Origin of the sequence: Macrococcus capreoli, assembly GCF_025628935.1 — a bacterium.
Classification (GTDB): domain Bacteria; phylum Bacillota; class Bacilli; order Staphylococcales; family Staphylococcaceae; genus Macrococcoides; species Macrococcoides capreoli.
The window spans coordinates 38,239-62,094 of record NZ_JAOTIS010000012.1; the positions used below are offsets into that span (position 1 = coordinate 38,239).

Annotated in this window: 20 protein-coding genes; 2 read left to right on the top strand and 18 right to left on the bottom strand. The window is 37.0% G+C overall.

Annotation, left to right across the window (positions count from 1 at the left end):
* Window positions 1–79 precede the first annotated feature (79 nt).
* Window positions 80–2,155 carry a type I pullulanase gene (gene pulA, locus OCL94_RS09740; protein WP_262996730.1) on the top strand — a complete coding sequence of 692 codons (2,076 nt, stop codon included), beginning with the start codon at window positions 80–82 and terminating at the stop codon, window positions 2,153–2,155.
* 81 nt (window positions 2,156–2,236) lie between these two features.
* Window positions 2,237–3,889: a phospho-sugar mutase gene (locus OCL94_RS09745; RefSeq protein ID WP_262996731.1), complete on the top strand. Its 1,653-nt coding sequence runs from the start codon at window positions 2,237–2,239 to the stop codon at window positions 3,887–3,889.
* A 199-nt stretch (window positions 3,890–4,088) separates the two neighbouring features.
* On the opposite strand, the gene OCL94_RS09750 is transcribed toward OCL94_RS09745, so the two are convergent.
* From OCL94_RS09750 to OCL94_RS09835, 18 genes are all read right to left on the bottom strand, one after another.
* On the bottom strand, window positions 4,089–4,811 hold the full coding sequence (locus OCL94_RS09750; protein ID WP_262996732.1) for a hypothetical protein: 723 nt from the start codon (window positions 4,809–4,811) through the stop codon (window positions 4,089–4,091).
* A gap of 60 nt (window positions 4,812–4,871) precedes the next feature.
* On the bottom strand, window positions 4,872–5,483 hold the full coding sequence (gene pyrE, locus OCL94_RS09755) for an orotate phosphoribosyltransferase (protein WP_262996733.1): 612 nt from the start codon (window positions 5,481–5,483) through the stop codon (window positions 4,872–4,874).
* Window positions 5,473–6,174 (bottom strand): orotidine-5'-phosphate decarboxylase, encoded by a 702-nt coding sequence (gene pyrF / locus OCL94_RS09760; RefSeq protein WP_262996734.1) that lies wholly within the window; start codon window positions 6,172–6,174, stop codon window positions 5,473–5,475. Before pyrF ends, pyrE begins: the two co-directional genes overlap by 11 nt.
* Window positions 6,175–7,101, bottom strand: coding sequence for a dihydroorotate dehydrogenase (locus OCL94_RS09765; RefSeq protein WP_262996735.1), 927 nt, complete (start codon window positions 7,099–7,101; stop codon window positions 6,175–6,177).
* Entirely contained in the window at window positions 7,098–7,862 is a 765-nt protein-coding gene (locus tag OCL94_RS09770) for a dihydroorotate dehydrogenase electron transfer subunit (protein ID WP_262996781.1), read from the bottom strand. Before OCL94_RS09770 ends, OCL94_RS09765 begins: the two co-directional genes overlap by 4 nt.
* Window positions 7,863–7,867: 5 nt before the next feature.
* A complete protein-coding gene (carB, locus tag OCL94_RS09775; protein WP_262996736.1) occupies window positions 7,868–11,041 on the bottom strand; it encodes a carbamoyl-phosphate synthase large subunit in 3,174 nt (1,057 codons plus the stop codon).
* The gene (gene carA, locus OCL94_RS09780; RefSeq protein ID WP_262996737.1) at window positions 11,041–12,129 is read right to left on the bottom strand and encodes a glutamine-hydrolyzing carbamoyl-phosphate synthase small subunit; all 1,089 of its coding nucleotides are present in this window, start codon (window positions 12,127–12,129) and stop codon (window positions 11,041–11,043) included. The genes carB and carA overlap by 1 nt, the downstream gene beginning before the upstream one ends.
* Window positions 12,122–13,405, bottom strand: a complete 1,284-nt coding sequence (locus OCL94_RS09785) for a dihydroorotase (protein ID WP_262996738.1) — start codon at window positions 13,403–13,405, stop codon at window positions 12,122–12,124. Before OCL94_RS09785 ends, carA begins: the two co-directional genes overlap by 8 nt.
* Before the next feature lie 14 nt (window positions 13,406–13,419).
* Entirely contained in the window at window positions 13,420–14,298 is an 879-nt protein-coding gene (locus tag OCL94_RS09790; protein WP_262996739.1) for an aspartate carbamoyltransferase catalytic subunit, read from the bottom strand.
* 21 nt (window positions 14,299–14,319) lie between these two features.
* On the bottom strand, window positions 14,320–15,642 hold the full coding sequence (locus OCL94_RS09795) for a uracil-xanthine permease family protein (RefSeq protein WP_262996740.1): 1,323 nt from the start codon (window positions 15,640–15,642) through the stop codon (window positions 14,320–14,322).
* Between the two features lie 102 nt (window positions 15,643–15,744).
* Complete coding sequence (pyrR, locus tag OCL94_RS09800; protein WP_262996741.1) at window positions 15,745–16,269, bottom strand: bifunctional pyr operon transcriptional regulator/uracil phosphoribosyltransferase PyrR; 525 nt, start codon at window positions 16,267–16,269, stop codon at window positions 15,745–15,747.
* A 162-nt stretch (window positions 16,270–16,431) separates the two neighbouring features.
* A complete protein-coding gene (locus OCL94_RS09805; RefSeq protein ID WP_262996742.1) occupies window positions 16,432–17,340 on the bottom strand; it encodes an RluA family pseudouridine synthase in 909 nt (302 codons plus the stop codon).
* A complete protein-coding gene (gene lspA, locus OCL94_RS09810) occupies window positions 17,324–17,818 on the bottom strand; it encodes a signal peptidase II (protein ID WP_262996743.1) in 495 nt (164 codons plus the stop codon). Before lspA ends, OCL94_RS09805 begins: the two co-directional genes overlap by 17 nt.
* Window positions 17,819–18,612: 794 nt before the next feature.
* On the bottom strand, window positions 18,613–21,360 hold the full coding sequence (gene ileS / locus OCL94_RS09815; protein WP_262996744.1) for an isoleucine--tRNA ligase: 2,748 nt from the start codon (window positions 21,358–21,360) through the stop codon (window positions 18,613–18,615).
* A gap of 290 nt (window positions 21,361–21,650) precedes the next feature.
* Window positions 21,651–22,154, bottom strand: coding sequence for a DivIVA domain-containing protein (locus tag OCL94_RS09820; RefSeq protein WP_262996745.1), 504 nt, complete (start codon window positions 22,152–22,154; stop codon window positions 21,651–21,653).
* Between the two features lie 15 nt (window positions 22,155–22,169).
* The gene (locus tag OCL94_RS09825; RefSeq protein WP_262996746.1) at window positions 22,170–22,940 is read right to left on the bottom strand and encodes a YlmH family RNA-binding protein; all 771 of its coding nucleotides are present in this window, start codon (window positions 22,938–22,940) and stop codon (window positions 22,170–22,172) included.
* A gap of 61 nt (window positions 22,941–23,001) precedes the next feature.
* Window positions 23,002–23,295: a YggT family protein gene (locus OCL94_RS09830; protein WP_262996747.1), complete on the bottom strand. Its 294-nt coding sequence runs from the start codon at window positions 23,293–23,295 to the stop codon at window positions 23,002–23,004.
* On the bottom strand, window positions 23,295–23,849 hold the full coding sequence (locus OCL94_RS09835) for a cell division protein SepF (RefSeq protein WP_262996748.1): 555 nt from the start codon (window positions 23,847–23,849) through the stop codon (window positions 23,295–23,297). The genes OCL94_RS09830 and OCL94_RS09835 overlap by 1 nt, the downstream gene beginning before the upstream one ends.
* Between the last annotated feature and the right edge of the window lie 7 nt (window positions 23,850–23,856).

Genomic DNA, 23,856 nt, shown 5'->3' on the forward strand with positions numbered 1-23,856 from the left:
TTCACTTTTTTAGTAACAATATCATTTTAGTTACTTCAAGTATCAAGAAGCGTTATAATGAATGTGACAGGAGGTTCTTATGAACACAGCATATATCGATGACTTTAATCTCATCACATTACATTATGACTCTATTGAAAAGCCGCATGAATACTTTAAGTCGATACAACTTGTAAGTAATAAATATGTTCATGACTTAGATTTATTTGACGTCATTCATTTAGATCATCAATCTTATTATAAATTTCATACTGATCGCCCACTTGAAATTTCCGATAAATTCTTTATTCATATCGGACAAATAAAAATACCTGTCCTGCTTGGAACGGTGACACAAACCGAGGCATTTGAAAAACGTTTCGATGCACGCCATCATGAACTCGGTGCTGTCGTTCGTGATAATAAAACAACTTTTACTGTGTGGTCACCTGTTGCCAAAGTGATCAAATTGAATATCAATGATAAAGTGCATACGATGGAGAAATTATCTGATGGTGCGCATCGTATCACGTTATATGGTAATTACCATTTACAAAGTTATCATTATGATGCTTACATCAATCACCAATGGATTCAGGTCAATGACCCGTATTCTAAAGGACTCACTGTAAATAGTACAGAGTCAGTCGTCATTGACTTTAATAAGACGCATGTTGAAGGGTTTCTGGAGACGAGACGACCAGAAACGATGCAAAAAGATGCCATTATATATGAAGTGCACGTGCGTGATATTACGATGCACCCTAATAGTGGTGTATCACCTCATAAAAAAGGAAAACTACTCGGTTTAATTGAACCGAATACGTCAACACAATCAGGTGAATCAACAGGCTTTGATTATATTACACGCCTCGGCATCACCCACGTAGAATTACTACCGATTAATGACTTTGCACGCGTAGATGATATTGAGTTTGAAAAGGCATATAACTGGGGTTATGATCCTGAATATTTTCAAACGATTGATGGTAGTTACTCAACACAACCTGCAAACGCAGCATATCGTATACAGGAATTAAAACAAGTTGTGAAAGTATTCCATGAACAAGGGATTAGCGTCATCTTAGATGTTGTCTTTAATCATGTATACAATATGCCTTCATCACCATTTGAAAAGTTAGTACCAGGCTACTACTTTAGATATCATGGTGATGGTAGTGTAAGTAATGGAACGGGTGTTGGCAATGATACGAAGACAGAGCGTATTATGATGCGTAAATTCTTTGTTGATACGATTAAATATTATATTCATGAATTTAAAATTGATGGCTTCCGCTTTGATTTAATGGGAACGATTGATATTGAAACGATGCAGCAAATTAAGTCGATCGTCATGGCAGACAATCCGAATGCGTTTCTGTTAGGAGAAGGCTGGGATTTAGCGACAGCTATGCCGAAAGAAATGAAAACAACACATGTGAATGCATGGCGTGTGCCTGAAATCCATTTCTTTAATGATTACTTTAGAGATACATTAAAAGGTAATAATTTTAATTTAATGGATCGTGGATACTTTAATGGTGGAGGTAAATATTACGAGCGCATGTTTAACCTCTTTATCGCGCGCGGCAATGAACTGCCAATCTCCCAAACAGTAAACTACGTTGAAGTGCATGATAATCATACATTATTTGATCGCATTAATTATACGAGTAAAAAAACACTCGAAGAAAAAAATAAAATTCATCAACTGGCAACTATCTTCACAATTTTTGCATTGGGGACACCGTTTTTACATGCCGGTCAGGAATTTTATCGTACGAAACATGGTCATGGTAATACGTACAATTTAAGTGACTTTATTAATCGCATTGACTGGAATCGACGTATTAAATATCAGCCCGATATTGAGCGTATTAAACAAGCGATTCATATTAGAAATACACATCGTATATTTAGAACGAAAAATATCGAAACAATTCGTCAGCGTGTATTGCCTATTGAACTTGAGCATCCGTTATTTGGCGTACTATTATTTGATACAAAGTCAGAATTAATCTTACTGTTCAATCCGACAGCATTACATCATATCGTAAATTTACCACGACTCGGAGAATATGAAGTGTTATTATCTAACCATTTAGAAGGGACACGTATTAAACATTTTTATAATTTGTCCCCTTTTGAATATGTCGTATTAAAGAAACGTTTATAATCAATTATCAGATAAATTAATTGTAAACGGCATCATGAACATGCTTTAATAAAGAAGAGAAAACTTAAGGAGATGGAAGAGATGTCAGTACGTGAATTATGGGAATCAAATTTAGAAAATAGTTTAATCACTGAAGCAGCATATTCAGCAACGTCTGAAGCTTTAAAAGAAGACGGATATGTTGGAGCACTTGCATTCGGTACAGCAGGTATTCGTGGGAAAATTGGTTTAGGGCCAAATCGACTTAATAAATTTACAGTACAAAAAGTAGCAACGGGATTAGCGCAATATTTAAATGAAGTGAAACAAGATGCGACCGTTGTAATCGCCTATGATACACGTCATTTTTCACCAGAATTTTGTGATGTCATTGCCTGCGTGTTAGGAAGTTACGGTGTAAAAACATATATCTTTGACCGTTATCATACAACACCTGAATTATCATTCTGCGTAAGACATTTACAAACGGATGCTGGTGTCATGATTACTGCCAGTCATAATCCTCCTGAATATAACGGAATTAAGATTTACGGCCCGGACGGTGGACAATTAGCACTGGAAGGTGCTGCTAAAGTAAGTGGTTATATTGATAAAATCAATGATGTATTTCATTTGCAAACTGAAGATAAACAAACATTAATAGACAAAGGTTTAATCGAAATTGTAGATAATCAGGTTATTGAAGCATACAAAAAAGAAGTATTAAACTTAGTAAATTCAATCCCAGCGTCTGACTTAAAAGTAGTCTTTACAAGTTTACACGGTACGAGTGTTCCGATTGTACCTGAAATGTTAGATGCATTAAACTTTACACAATATGAAGTTGTTAAAGAACAAGCGATACCCGATGCTAACTTCTCATCTGTGAAATCTGCCAATCCAGAAGATCACGATGCATTTGATATGGCGATTGACTATGCGAGAAAAAGTAACGCTGACTTACTGATTGCAACTGATCCAGATGCAGACAGAATGGGAATTGTAGCGCATGTTGATGGTGAATTCCACTACTTTAACGGCAACCAGATTGGTGCGTTATTATTAAATTACCGCATTCAATCTACACAAAATGTTAGTAACCGTGCAGCAGTGAAATCAATTGTGACGAGTGAATTAGGCCGCATTATTGCTGAACAGAATCAAGTTAAAATGTTTGATGTATTAACAGGCTTTAAATTTATCGCTGAAAAAATTGCGTCATTTGAAGCAAATCATGATTACAATTATATATTTGGATATGAAGAAAGTTATGGCTTTATGGCCGGTCCATTTGTCCGTGACAAAGATGCCGTTCAAATTGTGCCGTTAATCATCAAATATGCAAGTGAACTGAAAAATGAAGGTAAAACGATAGTGGATGCAATGAATGAAATTTATGTGCAATACGGAAAATATCAGGAAAAGTTATTCTCGCATACATTTGAAGGACAAGCTGGGAAAGCTAAAATTGATGCCATTATGGCCAATTATCGAAATAACCAACCGACTGAAATTGCAGGTCTGAAAGTTATTAAAACAGACGACTACGAAGCTCAAACAAGCACTTCGGCAGACGGTGTTACGCCAATTGACTTACCGAAAGCAAACGTATTAAAGTTCTACTTTGAAGAAGGCTGGGTTGCATTACGCCCTTCTGGTACGGAACCAAAAATAAAATTATATGTATCACTTATTACAGAAGACATTGATGCCATTGCTGAAAAAATGAATGCAGCGATCTTTAATGACAAATAAAAAAACCCAACCGCCAATTCAATTCGAATTGAATTAGCGGTTGGGTTTTTTATTGTCAAAGCGCATCGAAAACAGCCTCTAAACGGCATCTCATGAGCAGACGCCCGTCAAACTTCAACAAATCCTTCAAAATCAAAGCGTGATTTTTCGGCTTTGTTTCCAGTTTGCATGCGTCTAAACGCTCATTCGATAGCCTCTCCTATTTTAAATACATAAACTTAAAGAAATTCAGCCACTCTATATCTTTTGCGATGAATAAATAAATCACCATTATGATAATAAAGGTAATATGCAGCGGAAATACATCTATTTCAACATTATTCATTTCACGATACGTTGCAAACAATTTAAGCGGGATCGTCATAATAATTAAGAAACGAATTAAATAGAAGATGATCGCACTCTCAGGCGTAATAAACAACGCAATATATTCGAATATGATAAACACATTATATATCGTATAATAACTAATCGTATCCACAAATACTTTATAAAAATTATTCGTTCGATTGAGTGCTACCATTTGTATTAAATATGTCATAATACACGATAGTATGGTAAAAGTAGCACCACTCACAACCATTTTTAATCCTGCATTCATACTTAACGGTGTTGTATGAAATGTACCTAATATAAAGATAAGCAACAAATATAATAAAAAATTTGTAAACGCGAAGAAAAAATATTTACCACTTTTCGGATTGTCTATTATTTTATTCGGCATCATTATCGTACGATAAACATAATTAATAAACGAATCAATATGATAGTCGAATTCTTTAATCGGTTTCTTCACTTGTGCAATCAATTTATTTTTTGTGAATTTTTCTTTCTTCACATTTTCAGTATCCAGTCTTTTCTTCTCTGCTATTGATTGTGGGTTCTTTATAAATTTATTAATATGACTCCATTTATCCGCCATCTATTTCACCTCAAAAAAAGCCGTCTAATGTAATTATACATTAAACAGCTTTATATCACATTATAATGCGTCGCGCCATGCAATTAATCCTTCAATATCGCTCGCTTCAATTTTTTGCAAATCTTTTGCAACATGAATTAACGTATCGAAGTCGCTAAGCGTATAGTATGGATAGCCGCTTTCTGCTAAGCGTTCTTTCCCTTTCGTTAATTGATAACTAAAAATGGCTACAATCCCTAATACGTCAGCACCATGAGCTTTTAAAGCATCTGCCGCTTCGATTGCAGAACCACCAGTAGAAATTAAATCTTCTACAACAACAACTTTTTGTCCCGGTTCAACTTTACCTTCAATTTGATTGCCTTTACCGTGTTTCTTACTAGATGATCTTACGTAACTCATCGGTAAATTCATCTTTTGAGATACAAATGCTGCGTGTGGAATACCAGCTGTTGCAGTACCCGCTAACACTTCTACATCACTGAAATGTGTTTCAATCAATGACTTTAAACCTTCAGCAATTTCGTCGCGAACTGCTGGATAACTCATCGTTAAACGGTTATCGCAATAGATCGGGCTTTTAATCCCCGATGACCAAGTGAACATGTCATTCGGTTGAAGTGATACTGCTTCAATTTCTAATAATGATTTCGCTATTTGCTCATTTAACATGATTTTCCCACGCTTTCTTAATTTGATAATATTTCTCTACTGGATTGCTATCTTGTGTAATAGAACGGCCTACAACGATATGAGTTGAGCCATTCTCTTTTGCAAATTCAGGTGTTGCAACACGGACTTGATCCCCTACTGCATCTGTTAAAGTACGAATACCAGGCGTTACTTTTAAGAAGTCTTCACCTAATGCTTCACGTAACATCTTACTTTCGTTTGCTGAGCATACTACACCATCAAGTCCCGCATCACGCGTTAACGTTGCATAATGTAATATACATTCATCGATTGAAAGTGGAATACGTTGCTCTTGCTGCATCACTTCCTGTGACGTACTTGTCAGTTGCGTCACAGCGATGAGTTTTGCATCACTTCCTGCGTCACGTAATCCTTGCATTGCTTCACTCATCATCTTTTTACCGCCTGCTGCATGGACATTGACCATTTGAATATCTAACTTACCTAAACCTAGCATTGCTTGGCGGACAGTATTCGGGATGTCATACAACTTTAAATCTAAAAATATTTCATGACCTTGATGACGTATCGCTTTCACAATTTCCGGGCCGTTTTGCATAAATAATTCCATTCCGATTTTTACAAATAACGGTTCTTCAAACGGTTTTAAAAATGCATTTACTTCATCCATATTTTTAAAATCTAATGCAATAATCGGTTTATGAAACATTTATTTTGCCTCCAGTATTTTATGTGTTCTATTTTTTAATTCATGAATATGATTAACACCAAGTTGATCTAAATAAGTTGGTAAACTGTTGATGATATCTAAACATACAGTTGGATTTTGGAAATTGGCAGTCCCTACTGCAACTGCATCCGCACCGACAGAAATATAATCAATGACATCTTGTGCGTCTGTTACACCGCCCATTGCGATGATCGGGAAATCTGGTAACGCTTTACGTACTTCATATACCATACGCATTGCAACAGGTTTCACAGCAGGACCACTCAGTCCACCAATAACGTTCGCGATGATCGGTGCACCCGTCTTCTCATTGATACGTAAACCAACAAGTGTATTAATCATCGTAATACCGTCAGCATACTCAGCTACTGCAACTGCCATTTCAACGATATTCGTTACGTTTGGTGATAACTTAACATATACCGGAACACTTGATACAGCCTTCACTTTGCGTGTTAATTCAGCAGCAGTTTTTGGATCCGTACCAAATTGAATACCGCCCTCTTTGACGTTTGGACAACTGATATTCAGTTCTAATGCTTTTACATTATGTGACTTTGAAATCTTCTCTGCAACCTCAACATAATCCTCTTCTTTAGAACCAGCTACGTTTGCGATAATCGGTGTTTCAAATTGCTCTAACCATTTGAGTTCATGTGCAATAATATGGTCGACGCCTGGGTTCTGTAACCCAATAGCATTAATCATACCACTAGAAGTTTCGGCAACACGCGGTGTTGGATTTCCGAAACGTGATTCAGGTGTTGCTGCTTTAATCATAATGGCACCGAGTTCATTTAAATCATAGAAGTTTGCAAATTCTTTACCAAATGCAAAGCAACCGCTTGCAGGCATGATCGGATTCTTTAAATCTAGCCCAGGTAAATTGATATTTAATCGACTCATAGTGCTAACGCCCCTTTCTTAAATACAGGACCGTCAGTACAGATTTTGACATATCCTTCATCGTTATCTGCTTTACAAACACATGCGTAACATGCACCAATCCCGCATCCCATACGTTCCTCTAGTGACACATAACCCGGTGTATCCGGTAATACATCTTCAATCGCTTTAATCATAACAATCGGTCCACACGTGTAGAATGTGTCATAGTTTTTCGGTAATGCTTTAATAACATCCGTTACAAAACCTTGTGTACCAAATGAACCATCTACTGTAGCGATATGCGTTTCACCTAACTTGGTAAATTCATCTAAATAGAACATATCTTCTTTTGATTGGAATCCTAACACATGAATCGTTCTAATACCGCGGGCATTTAACTGCTTTGATAATTCATATAAAGGAGGGACGCCGATACCACCACCGATTAGCAATGCAGTATGTTTAGCAGCATTCACCGGGAAACCATGTCCCAGTGGTGCTAATATATCAACAGTATCATCTTCCTTTAGTTTCGATAATGCTTTCGTACCTTTACCTTCAGCACGGTAAAGACAAGTTAATGTATGTTGAGTTTGATCAACCGAGCAAATAGAAATGGGACGACGTAGCATAAATTCGCTTGTATGACCAACACGGATATGCACAAATTGTCCTGGTGTTGTCATTTCTTTCGTTATTTGACCCTTTAACACGATTTCATATATATTTCTGGCAATACTTCGTTGACTAACGACACTCATTTCTTCCTGCATCGTGATCCCTCCTACATTTGATTCATATTAAATGTCATGCTTTCAATTACTTCAATTAATGCACGCGCTGTGTCTAATGATGTTAAACATGGTACACCATTATCAACAGAATCTCGGCGTATCTGGAAGCCATCACGTTCTGTTTGTTTACCATTTGTCATTGTATTGATGACAATTTGGACATGTCCATTTTGAATCACATCTAATAAACTGAATTCTGTACCGATTTTACTTACTTCAACAACTGGAATGTTATTATCTTGTAATAACTTTGCTGTACCGCTTGTCGCCATAATACGATAACCAATTTCGTGTAATCGACGTGCTAAACCTAATGCTTCCTGTTTATCTTTGTCCGCTACAGTAATTAATGCTGTACCGTGATCCTTCACTTGTAATCCACTTGCTACTAAACCTTTGTATAGTGCTTTCTCTAACGTTAAATCTTTACCCATGACTTCTCCAGTTGATTTCATTTCTGGTCCTAAAGTAATGTCGACATTTTTAAGTTTAGAGAAACTGAATACTGGTGCTTTTACGAAGACACCTTCTTTAAATGGTACTAAACCTTCTTTGTAACCTTTATCAAGTAATGATTCCCCAAGAATACCTTTCATCGCGATGTTTGCCATCGGTACTTCAGTAATCTTACTTAAGAACGGCACGGTACGTGATGCACGTGGATTCACTTCTAATACGTATACTTCTTCATCTGCAATAACAAACTGGATGTTCAGTAAGCCGACAATTTCTAATCCATGTGCTAAGCGTGTTGTGTAGTCGACTAATGTATCGATTTGTTTTTCAGTTAATGTTTGTGGTGGGTATACCGCAATTGAGTCGCCAGAATGAACCCCAGCGCGTTCGATATGTTCCATAATCCCTGGAATAACAACCGTCTTACCATCACAAATTGCATCAACTTCAATCTCTTTCCCTGTTAAATAACGGTCAATTAATACTGGATGTTCCGGGCTTGCTTTAACTGCACGGTTCATATAATCAACAAGCTCTGATTCGTTATATACAATTTCCATCGCGCGACCACCGAGTACATATGAAGGTCGCACAAGTACCGGATAACCGATAAAGTTTGCATTATCGACCGCTTCTTCAACTGATGTAGCTGTCTTCCCTAATGGTTGTGGAATGTCAATGCGTTGCATCAAAGCTTCGAATTCTTTACGGTCTTCAGCGCGGTCTAAGTTCTCAAGTGTTGTACCTAATACTTTCACACCGTATTTCGTTAATTTCTCTGCTAAATTAATTGCCGTTTGACCACCAAACTGTACAACCACACCTTCAGGTTGCTCTAGGTTGATGATGTTCATTACATCTTCTTCAGTCAATGGCTCAAAGTATAATTTATCTGATATCGAGAAATCTGTTGAAACCGTTTCAGGGTTATTGTTAATAATGATTGCTTCATAACCCATTTCACGTATTGCCCACACGGCATGTACAGTCGCGTAATCAAACTCAACACCTTGTCCGATACGAATTGGTCCTGATCCTAAGACGATGACTTTCTTTTTATCACTCACAATCGATTCATTCTCAGATTCATATGTGCCATAGAAATAAGGTGTATTCGATTCAAATTCTGAGGCACACGTATCTACCATCTTGAATACTGGATTAATATGGTTTGCCTGGCGTAAATCATATACTTCACGCTCTGTCATATTCCAGCGGTGAGCAATAACACGGTCACTGAAGCCATATTTTTTCGCCCATTCTAAACGATCAATATCACCGATGTGTTCTTTTAAATCATGTTCAATGTCGATAATATGCTTAAATTTATTTAAGAAGAAGTAGTCAATCTTCGTCCATTCATGAATATCCTCTAAAGATACGCCGCGACGAATCGCTTCTCCGATAAAGAACAAACGTTCATCATCTTGCTCTTTGATACGTTTTTCAATGAAATCAAGTTCGAAGTTTTCACCGTTCGGTAAACCTAAGTGATGAACGCCGTATTCTAATGAACGAATGGCTTTAAGTAATGATTCTTCATACGTACGACCAATCGCCATAACTTCTCCTGTCGCTTTCATTTGTGTGCCGAGTACACGTTCACCTTTTTCAAATTTATCGAATGGGAAACGTGGAATCTTAGACACAACATAATCAAGTGCTGGTTCAAATGCTGCATAGCTCGTACCTGTAACAGGGTTTAACATTTCATCTAACGTTAAACCGACAGCAATTTTTGCTGCTAGTTTTGCAATTGGATAACCTGTTGCCTTTGATGCGAGTGCTGATGAACGCGATACACGTGGGTTAACTTCGATAATATAATAATTAAATGAATGCGGGTCTAATGCTAACTGCACGTTACATCCACCTTCGATTTTTAAGGCACGGATAATTCTTAATGATACGTCGCGTAACATATGGTATTCTTTATCACTTAATGTTTGTGATGGCGCAACTACGATTGAATCTCCTGTGTGGATGCCAACCGGATCGATGTTTTCCATATTACATACAACGATGGCATTATCATTTGAATCACGCATTACTTCGTATTCAATTTCTTTATAGCCTGCGATTGATTTTTCAATTAAACATTGTGTAACCGGTGAATATTTTAAACCGTTCGTCACGATTTCAATCAATTCCGCTTCATCGTGACAAATACCGCCACCAGTACCCCCCATCGTAAATGCAGGGCGGACAATGACCGGGTAACCGATTTCTGTAGCGAAATGAACAGCTTGTTCAACCGTATTAACGATATCACTTTCAGGTACCGGTACATCTAATTCATACATTAAACTTCTGAATAAATCTCTATCTTCTGCCTGATTGATTGACGATAACTCTGTTCCTAAAAGTTTGACGTTATTTTCTTTTAAGATGCCTGCTTCTTCTAGTTGCACAGCCATGTTTAATCCTGTTTGTCCACCTAATGTTGGAAGTAGCGCATCAGGCTGTTCTTTACGGATGATACGTGCTACGAAATCTAAAGTTAATGGCTCAATGTAAACTTTATCTGCGATTTCTGTATCCGTCATAATTGTTGCTGGATTTGAGTTTACAAGAATGACTTTATAACCTTCTTCTTTTAAGGCTAGGCATGCTTGTGTGCCTGCGTAATCAAATTCTGCTGCCTGTCCAATAATGATTGGACCTGAGCCGATTACAAGAATTGTTTTAATATCAGTACGTTTTGGCATTATTTCACACGCTCCTTAAAGTTAGTCATTAATGTAATAAAGTCATCAAATAAGTAGTTTGGATCATGAGGTCCAGGGGACGCTTCCGGATGATACTGTACAGAGAAAGCTGGTAATGATTTATGTTTAACACCTTCTACTGTGCCATCGTTTAAAGCAATATGTGTGATTTCTAAATCTGTATTAGCAATCGAATCAGCATCTACTGCATACCCATGGTTTTGTGATGTGATTTCAATCTTTCCAGTTGCTAAGTTTTTAACTGGATGGTTCGCACCGCGGTGACCGAATTTTAATTTAAATGTCGTTGCGCCACACGCTAAGCTGAACAATTGATGTCCTAAACAAATACCGAAGAATGGTACTTTACCGAGAATACCTTTAATCATTTCAATCCCTTCTGTAACAACTTCCGGATTCCCTGGGCCGTTTGATAACATAACGCCATCCGGCTGCACACGTAATATTTCTTCAGCAGTTGTCGTATAAGGCATTACTGTTACATCACAACCACGTAAGTTTAATTCACGGACGATGTTTTCTTTTTTACCGAAGTCGATTAGTACGACGCGTAAGTCACTGCCCGTTGAAATATATGGTGTTTTCGTTGACACTTGTGCAACTTCATCTGTAGGTAGTTCCGTTGTTTTTAAACTTTCAATTGTAGCATCAATTTTTGATGCGTCATTAATCATTGCAGCGCGTAACACCCCATGTTCACGAATGATTCGTGTCAATTGACGTGTATCTACACCATCAATCCCGGGTACCTCGTAACTTTTTAATGTTTCATCTAATGTTGCTGTATTTCTAAAGTTACTTGGGTAGTCACATAATTCTCGAATCACCATCCCTTTTAATGATGGGTTTAATGTTTCAAAGTCGTCTCTGTTAATCCCGTAGTTACCGATTAAAGGATAAGTGAACGTGATGATTTGTCCTGTATATGATGGATCAGATAACGTTTCCTGATAACCTGTCATTGCTGTATTAAAGACGATTTCACCGACAACTTCTTTATCACTTCCGAATGCATAACCGTTAAATACCGTTCCATCTTCTAATACTAAATATTTTTTATTACGCATGATGTGCCCCCTCATAAACTAGTTGTCCTTCAACAAATGTTTTTGTAACGTTACCGAATACTTTTTCTCCGATAAATGGTGTGTTGCTTGATTTTGATAAGAAATCTTCTGCTTTAATTTCATATGCTTCATCTAAATCAATGACTGTAATATCAGCGATGCTGCCAACTGCTAAAGGTTTTCCGTATGGTAAGTTGAACACTTCTCCCGGTTTAACCGCTAAATAATCGATCAGTTGTTGTAATGTCCAGTCACCGTTTTTAACGAACTTTGTGTAAAGTAAAGGGAATGTAGTTTCGCTTCCTACAATACCAAATGGTGCTTTCGTCATCGGTTGTGCTTTCTCATCCGCTGCATGTGGTGCATGGTCTGTGGCAATAAAATCAATTGTGCCATCAAGTAAAGCTTCAATTAAGGCTTCGTGATCCTCTTTTGCTCGTAACGGTGGATTCATCTTCAGAATCGCATCGTCTTTAGTAATTACTTCTTCATTTAATAATAAGTGGTGTGGTGTAACTTCTGCAGTGACGCGGATGCCAGCACGTTTCGCATCACGAATCACTCGAACACTTTCTTTACTTGATACATGACATACATGGTAATGACAACCTGCTGCTTCAGCAAGTAGCACGTCACGCGCAATCTGAACCGCTTCACATATTGAAGGAATGCCAGGAATATTAAGTGATTTACTTACTTTTCCTTCATGCATTGCACCACCGTAAATCAATGAGTTATCTTCACAGTGTGCCACAATTGCCATATCAAGCGCTGCTGCTTGTTGCATTGCTTCGTACATAACTGAAGCGGTTTGAACCCCGACACCGTCATCCGTAAATGCAAATGCACCGTGTTCTTTTAAAGCTTTAAAATCAACCAGTTCTTCACCTTTTTGTCGAATTGATATTGAAGCGTACGGTAACACACGTACTTTCGCATTCTTCTCAATTGAAGCATTTAATGCGTCTAAATGTTCAACTGTATCAGGTACTGGACGCGTGTTCGGCATCGGACAAACAGTGGTGAAACCGCCACGTGCAGCCGCTTGAGTTCCTGTCTCGATTGTTTCCTTATGTTCTCCACCTGGCTCACGCAGATGTACATGGACATCGACAAACCCTTGTGATACAAATTGACCGTTTAAGTCGATGATTTCAGAGTTATAAACATTTAATCTTTCACCGATTTCAGTGATTTTTCCATCTTCAATACGAATATCTCGTGCAGTTAGTTCCCCGTTGATTAAAATTTTTCCGCCTCTAAGTAATGTTGACATTGTGTGCACTCCTTTTATTGATTATTTTCGATAACTTGACTTAAAATACTCATACGTGTGTAAACGCCATTTTCCATTTGCTTAAAAATGCGTGCTTTCGGTGCTTCTACAAGTTCACTCGTAATCTCAACATCGCGATTGACAGGTGCTGGATGCAAGATGATAGCACTATCTTTTAACTTATTATAACGATCTTCATTTAAGCCGTATTTACTGTTATATTCTTCTTTTGTGAACGATGCCTTTTTATCATGACGTTCATGTTGAACGCGAAGTAACATACACACATCTACTTCTTCGATGACATCATCGATATTCACATATTCAGCAGGGATTGATTTGTCAATCCAGGCATCCGGTGCTACAAATTTCACTTCTGCGCCTAAGCGTGTCAATGCATCGTAGTTACTACGTGCTACACGTGAATTTAAGATATCACCGCAAATCACGACTTTTAAACCTTCAAACTTGCCGTACTCTTCATAAATTGTCATTAAGTCGAGTAAACATTGTGTCGGATGCTGACCAGATCCGTCTCCCCCATTGACGATTGGGATATTTAATCCATCTAACTGTTTGTAGTAATCATTTTCAAGATGTCGAATAACGAGTACGTTACATCCGATGCTTTCCATCGTTTTACATGTGTCAAATAAGCTTTCGCCTTTAGATACTGATGAAGTGCTTGTTTCAAAAGGAATGACGTGCATCCCTAGTTTACGTTCAGCGACTTCAAACGAACATTTCGTGCGCGTTGAGTTCTCAAAGAATAGGTTTGCTGCATACACATTCTGAAATTGCTCAACTTTACCATTCTTAATATCAATTGCGCGTTTAATTGTTGTCATGATTGCTTCGTTTGATAAGTCTGTTATTGAATGTAAGTGTTTCATTGTGTTCTCCCCTAAAATTAATTAGTAGTCTTCATGTGTTTTTGAAGCTGGTAAAAATGCATTTAATAAAATACCTGATAATGCTGCTAAAGCCATACCCTCAATGTTTAAATTAATTTGTCCTACAGTAAAGTCCAGATGCGCTTTACCGATACCTAATACTAAGATGACAGATGCAATAACTAAGTTACGTTTATCTCCAAAATCAACTTTAGATTCTACTAACATGCGTAAACCACTTGATGCAATGATTCCAAATAGTAAGATGGATACGCCACCCATTACAGGCGTTGGAATACTTGATACGAGTGCTGTAAACTTCCCAACAAATCCTAAAATTAATGCAAGAACTGCAGCCCCACCGATTACCCACACACTATAAATTCTTGTAATGGCAAGTACGCCGATATTCTCACCGTACGTTGTGCTTGGTGGTCCACCGATGATTGATGCAAGCATTGTTGATACCCCGTCACCGATTAAGCTTCGGTGTAAACCAGGATCTTTAAAGAAGTTTCTACCTACTATTTTATTGATTACAACTTGGTGACCGATATGTTCACTGACTGTTACGAATACGATTGGCACCATGATCATGATGAGCATCCAGTCAAATGACGGCGTATAGCTGACAAAAGGTACATGAACATCTGGTAACTGTAACCACTTTGCTTTTTGAATGCCTGAGAAATCAACGATACCTGCAATGACAGCTGAAATGTATCCGACGATGATACCCATAAGAACAGGAATGATTGATAAGAAACCTTTTGCTATGACTGAGAAGATGATAACTGTAAGTAAAGTAATGCTTGCGACGATAATATACTTTCCATTATATCCAGTCATTTTGGCGCTATTGGTATACATCGCCATGTTCACAGCAACCGGCGCTAATCCTAAACCGATGACCATGATGACAGGGCCTACAACGACTGGTGGTAATAATTTAAGCAGCCAGTTCGTTCCAACAATCTTAATGATTAATCCGATGATGACATACATTAATCCACTCATGAAAAGTGCCATTAACATTTCACCAAGACTGTGTGATTTTAATCCGACAATAATCGGTGTAATAAACGCAAAGCTCGATCCTAAATATGCAGGTATCTTACCTTTCGTGATTAAGATATACAGTAATGTGCCCAGTCCTGAAGCGATTAACGCCGCAGATACCGGTAATTTTGTTAAGAATGGTACGAGTACAGTTGCCCCAAACATTGCAAATAAATGCTGTGAACTTAGTAATAACCATTCACTTGCTTTCGGTTTCTCATGTACGTCTAGAATCGGTTCGACCGTACGTTCGTAAATTTCTTCATTTTCATTTTTCATTGTCATTTTCCTCCATAAAAAAAAGTCTCTTTGCACATGCAAAGAGACTTAAGTGTCCTACTTACTCACTTAAACCCTTTGCAGGTGTCTCGCACCAACTTAAAAGAGTTATTTAATATATACTTGTGTTCGCTCGTCAACTTCATCGAGTAATACGATGACTTCTTCAGATGTCGCAGTCGGGATATTCTTCCCAATAAAGTCCGCACGAATCGGTAATTCACGATGCCCACGATCAACGAGTGTCGCTAAACTAATACGTTTCGGACGCACATGATCTAATATTGCATCTAAAGAAGCACGCACCGTTCTACCTGTATAAAGCACATCATCAACAATAACGACATGTTTATTGTTCATATCCGTGTCAATTTCATATGCTATGACATCTGAACTAATACGATCCGTCATATCATCACGATAATGCGTCACATCTAATATACCCGTCGGCACTTTCACACCATCGATGCGCTCTATTTTAGCTTGTATACGGTTCGCAAGATAAATACCACGCGTTCGTATGCCAAGTAACACTAAATTGTCGACACCTTTGTTGTTTTCTAGGATTTCGTGAGCAATACGTGTTAAAGTACGATCGACTGCTTTGTCATCTAATACGATTCTTTTATCCACATTAATTCCTCCTCAAAAAAATCCCCACGTCAAATAGACGTGAGGATTCCTCGACGCCTTTTAAGCCTCTCTGGACTTATTTAAAAGCATTAACGTGTGATTTATTTAATATAATAATAGCATTCTTAAATTCATTGTCAACTCACAATGAAAAATTACATATTATTTTCTCAGCTTCGTTAATATTTCTTCAAAGTATTCAGGTAGTGGTGCAGTACGCTCAATGTATTCACCTGTTACAGGATGTTCGAAGCCTAATACTCCAGCGTGTAATGCCTGACCACCGATATCCATCGTTTTCTTTGGACCATATTTTGGATCTCCAACTAACGGGAATCCGATATGTTTCATATGGACACGAATTTGGTGTGTACGACCTGTTTCTAATACACATTCAACAAGTGTGTATTTATCAAATGTTTCAATCACATTAAAATGCGTTACCGCTTGTTTACCATTATCAACGATAGCCATTTCCTGACGGTCACGTACATTACGACCAATCGGTGCGTCTATTGTACCAAATTCATGTGGAATAATGCCATGAACTAAAGCTGTATATTTACGAGTCACAGATTTATCAACCAATTGCTCCACTAATCCACGATGTGCGATGTCGTTTTTCGCAATCATTAGTAATCCTGACGTATCTTTATCGATTCGGTGAACGATACCTGGACGGATTTCTCCGTTAATACCAGATAAATCTTTTATCGCATACATTAAACCGTTAACAAGTGTGCCGTTTGGATGACCAGGTGCCGGATGAACGACCATGCCCTTAGGTTTGTATACAATTGCTACATCTTTATCTTCATAATAAATCTCAATACCTAAATCTTCAGCCTGTAAATCAATTTCTTCTACTGGCTTTTCAGTTACAATGATTTCATCATCTAAACGTAATTTGTAATTCGCTTTAACTGGTTTACCGTTAACCAGTACAAGACCAAGTTTAATCCAGTCCTGAATTTGGTTACGTGACCAGTCATCATTTGAATCTGTTAAATATTTATCAATACGTGCGCCAACTTCTTCTGCTTCAATTAAAAAATTATATGTTTCTTCCATTTCGTTTCTCCTCTTTCTGGTTAAATAGCATATCATAGAGTAAAACGATAACACCGATTGTTAAGCAACTATCCGCTATATTAAAAATCGGAAAATCATAATTGATGATTTTTGTATCAATAAAATCTACAACATTTCCTCTCATAATACGATCAATAAAATTACCGATTGCACCTGCAAAAATTAACGTTAAACCAAGTTGCATAACCGGATTGAACGCAGCTTCTTTATAATAAAAGAAAGCAATGGCAAGTAAGACCACTACGGTAATAATATAGAAAAACGTCATCTGATTTTGTAACATTCCCCATGCAGCACCATGGTTTCTGTGTGATGTAATTTCTAATATATCACCGATGACAGGGACACTATCACCAACATTCATCGTCTTTACAATAATATACTTTGTCAATTGATCCATCGCGATGAAAAATATCGCAAGAATTGACATCATCGTCAAGTTATATCGCTTATTCATAATTTCACTCCAATCTATAGTATTTTAACACATTTTTATGTGTACGTCTGTTTTTGGGTGATAAATTGCATTTTGTTTACATAACATATTTATAGTATATCATTATCTAGCATTATATATCTTTTGGTCCTAGCTAAGATTGCTTTTAATCATTAAAACGCCTCGAGCTAGCGATATTTATCGTTTGTCGCTAGCTCAATATACTTTTTAACTTATTTTTATTCCGAGCTAGCGATGTTTACCGTTTGTCGCTAGCTCAATATACTTTTTAACTTATTTTTATTCCGAGCTAGCGATATTTATCGTTTGTCGCTAGCTCAATATACTTTTTATCTTATTTTTATTCCGAGCTAGCGATATTTACCGTTTGTCGCTAGCTCAATATACTTTTTTATTTATTTTTGTTCTGAGCTAGCGATATTTACCGTTTGTCGCTAGCTCAATATACTTTTTAACTTATTTTTATTCCGAGCTAGCGATATTTATCGTTTGTCGCTAGCTCAATATACTTTTTAACTTATTTTTATTCCGAGCTAGCGATATTTACCGTTTGTCGCTAGCTCAATATACTTTTTAACTTATTTTTATTCCGAGCTAGCGATATTTACCGTTTGTCGCTAGCTCAATATACTTTTTAATTTATTTTTATTCCGAGCTAGCGATATCCAATATTTATCGCAAGCAAACGGTGATTGCGATATCCATCTTTATCGCAACCCTCTCATCATTTGCTCGACTTTTTACAACCATAAAAAAACCGAATGTACATATCAGTACATCCGGCTCTAAATTATCTATTTACTCTCTAATACACTTAAACATCTTGGACATACATTCGGGAAAGCATGATCAACTCCAGTTAGTTTCGTAGAGAAATTCCAGCAACGTTCACACTTCTCACCTTCTGCACGTTCAACCAATACATTTAAGTTTGAATATTTCGTGCCAACTGCCTCATCACTTACAATCGCTTGCGATACGATGAATAATTGATGTAAATTATCGAATGATTTCAATAATGCTAAATCTTCAGCGTTATCACTATATACAGTTACTTTCGCTTCTAACGGTTTACCGATTACTTTTTCATTACGTAATGCCTCGATACCTTTCAATACATCATCACGTAATGTTAAGAAGTGAGACCATTTGTCGATTAATGCACTGTCTACGTCATGTACTTCAGGCATATCTGTTAAATGTACGCTTTCTTCTTTAACATGTGGTGTATGGCTCCAGATTTCATCAGCTGTATGCGGGATGATTGGTGCTAATACTTTTGTAAGTGATGTTAACACTTCATACACAACAGTCTGCATGCTACGACGAACATGGCTATCTGCACCTTCAATATATAAGATATCTTTACCATAATCTAAGTAGAAGTTACTTAACTCTACGTTAATAAAGTTTTGTAATTCCTGATAAATATCTAAGTAATCATTGTTATCGTAGTGTGTATGTGCATGATTTACGAAGGTATATAATTTATTTAACATAAACTTATCAATTTCTTTTAAATCCTCATAAGCCACTTTATCCGTTTCTGGATTAAAGTCATTAACATTACCTAATAAGAACTTAAATGTATTTCGGATTTTACGGTATACTTCTGATACTTGTTTTAAAATATCATCAGAAATACGTACGTCAGCTAAATAATCGACTGACATTACCCATAGACGGATAATATCTGCACCCATTTGTTTTACAACTTTTTCAGGTACGACTGTATTACCGAGCGACTTGCTCATTTTACGACCTTGACCGTCCATAACGAAACCATGTGATAATAACTTCTTATACGGTGATTTACCACGCGTTGCAACAGCTGTCGTGATAGATGAGTTAAACCATCCACGATATTGGTCACTTCCTTCAAAATACAAATCAGCTGGGAAGCTTAAATCGTCACGAGCCTCTAATACACCGCGGTGACTTGATCCTGAATCAAACCAAACGTCCATGATATCTGTTTCTTTAGTGAATTCACCATTCGGACTACCTGGATGCGTAAATCCTTCTGGTAATAAATCTTTCGCTTCACGCTCATACCAAACATTTGAACCATGCACTTCAACAAGTTTAGCAACATGTTCAATCACTGCTTCGTCCATGATGATATCACCATTTTCAGCATAGAATACCGGAATTGGCACACCCCATACACGTTGACGTGAGATTACCCAGTCACCACGGTCACGAATCATGTTGTAAATACGTGTTTTACCCCATTCAACTTTAAATTCAGTTTCATCGATTGCATTTAAGATATCTTGACGCACTTTGTTAATAGATGCAAACCATTGTGGTGTTGCACGGAAGATAACAGGTTTTTTCGTTCTCCAGTCATGTGGATATGAATGCGTGAAGAATTCTAATTTCAATAATGCGCCAGCTTCTTTTAAACGTTCTGTGATAACAGGATTTGCTTTATCATAGAATAATCCCTCAAATTCGCCCGCTTCAGCAGTAAATACACCTTTGTCATCTACTGGTGAAATAACAGGTAACTCATATTTTTGACCGACGATAAAGTCATCTTCCCCGTGTCCAGGTGCAGTATGAACACAACCTGTACCAGCGTCAGTTGTAACATGATCACCTAAAATGATGATTGATTTTCTATCTTCAATAAGTGGGTGTTGTGTCGTGATTAATTCTAATTCAGACCCTTTAAATTCTTTTTCAATGACTACTGCATCTTTATCCCATCCAATGGCATCACACACATTATCAAGTAACGCTTGTGCAACGATATAAGACTTACCTTCAACACCAACTTGTACGTAGTTCAATTCAGGATTCACTGAAATTGCGACGTTGGCTGGCATTGTCCATGGTGTTGTTGTCCAGATAACGAATTTAACGCCTTCTGCAACGACACCACGCCCATCAACTGTTTCAAATGCAACATAAATTGACGCAGATTTTTTATCTTGATATTCAATTTCTGCTTCAGCAAGTGATGATTCACTAGATGGTGACCAGTACACTGGCTTCTTACCTTTATAGATGTAACCTTTTTTCGCCATATCACCGAACAGACGAATTTGTTCAGCTTCAAATTGCTCTTGTAATGTAATATATGGATTGACCCAATCAGCATTAATCCCTAAACGTTTAAAATCCGCTTTTTGTAATTCAACTTGCTCTAAGGCATATTGACGACATAATTCACGGAATTCTGCTGTAGACATTTCTTTGCGGTTCACACCTTTTTTCGTTAATGCTTGTTCGATCGGTAAACCATGTGTATCCCAACCTGGAACAAACGGTGTATAGAAACCATTCATCGCTTTATAACGTGTAATAAAGTCTTTAATGATTTTATTTAGTGCATGCCCCATATGGATTTGTCCATTCGCATAAGGCGGTCCATCATGAAGGATGTATGGTGTTTTCCCTTCATTTTTCTTTAATACTTTTTGATATAAATCCTGTTCATCCCATTGTGCCTGAATTTGAGGCTCTTTATTCGGCAGTCCGCCACGCATAGGAAAGTCTGTCTTCGGCATTAATAACGTATCTTTATAGTCCATTTCTTATTCCTCCTAAAATTTAAATTAAAAAAACTCTTAAGTTGATTAATCAGGACGAACGGATCCGCGGTACCACCTGACTTAACTCAACTTAAGAGTTCACTTTAAAATATAATATTGAAAAATATAGACTGATCTTATCTACCGGTCGTTGCTTAGGCTCTCACTATCCCTAATTCGCTGCTCAAGTCATCAATAGATACGGTTCTATATGTTTATTTTTGATTATTATTTATACTACCACGTTTATTTCATTTTGATAAGTAAAAAATTCAAATTTACTCAATAACTTATTTTGAATCTTCTTGCGCCAATGGTTTCGTTTCTAAATCGTAATTTAATAAATGATCCCAGTCTTCACTTTTCAGCAAATCCAGCTGTGCTTCCACGAGCATTTTAAATCGTGCTCTGAATATTTTAGACTGACGTTTCATATCTTCAGTCTGGAATGCAATTTCACGTGCTTGCTGCATCGCATCTTTTTTAATTAGTTCAGCATGATTTTTAGCATCCTGAATGATTACATCTGCCTGCATTCCCGCACTCGCCTTGATTTCGTCTCCCGCTTTTTGTGCAACTAAAATGGCATCTGAGATTGTATTTTCAACACTTTTGAATCGATTAATATTCTCATCTTTATCTGCAATTAATTGTTCTAACATTTTCTTTTCACGACGTAACGTTTCCAATTCGTCGCTTAATTGCTTTAAATAATCTCTTACTTCGTTTTCATTTAATCCTTTATGAACGATATTAAATGATTTATTTTGAATTTCATCTGGACTGAATTTCATACTTTCACCTCTAGTTTATTTAAACATTGTGCCATATGTGAGTCGAATTTTATCTTTTTTCGTACGGTCACCTATTGCTTCTATTCTACCACGACCATACCCTTTAATAGAAATTAAATCATTGACTTCAACATTAAAACTTGTTTTATCGATCACAACATGATTCACCTTCACATGCTCAGCTTCAATATGTTTTTGTGCGATACTTCTCGATTTATTAATCATTAACGACACGATATTATCTAGCCGTAAACTTGAGACTGTCGATTGATGTGACTGAAATTCCTCCGTTGCAGTTAACATATCTGCTAAATCAATCTCATTTAATCTTATCGATGAACCTTTTAATTTCGTTAAATTCTGAAACACAAATGCTTGTAAATGACGTGCTATAACAAACTGTACTTTATCACCGACGATGATATCGCCAAGATAATCCCGTTTAAATCCAATCGACATCAATGCACCTAATATATTACGGTGTGTTAACGTCACAAATTTATCCGCGTATTTAATTTCAATAATCGATAAATCAAAATCTTCTTTACTTGCTTCATGATAATCAGGATAAATTAAAGCACGCATGCGCTCACGCTCTCCAAGTCCACCATTAAAAGACACATTGAGCTCAGTACGATTCACTAATGTCGTCAATATAAACTGCTGACGTGGATCTAAAAAATGTGTGAGTACTGGCGCATATTGTGACTCAGCACGCGCAACTAAACTTTCCAGATGCTTTACGATTTCTATTTCTTCATTTCGGAAATGCTGATATATATTCATAACATCCTCACGACCTTTAACATGAAAAAAATCTCACCGTAATGAGATTTTTTAAATAATTTTAAGCGAAATAAGGTAAAATCGCATTAAATATTGCAGCTAAACCTCTTTGTAAAAAGTTTAAAAAGATTAATGCAGCAATACTTGAAATATCAATCATACCGATGGATGGTATCATACGTCGAAATGGTTCAAGAAATGGTTCATAAATTTTTCCCATCCACTCACCAATAACAGAATCTCTAAGACCTGGTATCCATGACATAAAGAAGTAGATGACCATCCCAATCGTATATGCATGAATGGCATACATCACAATATTCATTATATAAATCATTATTACTAAAGTACTCATTAATATTCCTCGTGTTCATGATATTCTTCAGGTGCTTCTAACATTTCTGTTATCGTCCCTGCGACTTCTACATTATCAGGTGTGCATAAAAAGATATCTGCGCCGATACGTTGAATATCGCCACCAATGGCATAAACAGTCCCACTTAAAAAATCGATAATACGCTTTGCTGAAATTTTATCAATACGTTGCAAATTGACAAGCGTAGCGCGACGATTTTTTAATTCATCTGCGATATCCTGCGTATCGCTAAATACGCGTGGTTCAAATAAACACACTTTTGAAATACTTGAAGACGGTTCGTCATGTATGTTTACGACATTATTTTGCGTCACTTTGCGTTCATTCACTTTCACTTTAGATTTAACAGGTTCAGGTTTCGCACGATAAATTGTTTCTTTTTTGACGTGCTGCTTTTCTGGTTGCGGCGTTGTTGCCTTCATTTTCTCACGTTCTACTGATTCAACTGCTTTCTTTGGGGCATTATCTTCATAAACAACTTCTTCTTCATCTTCATAAACAAAGAATCCTTTAAATACATCTTTAATGGCCATAAGTATC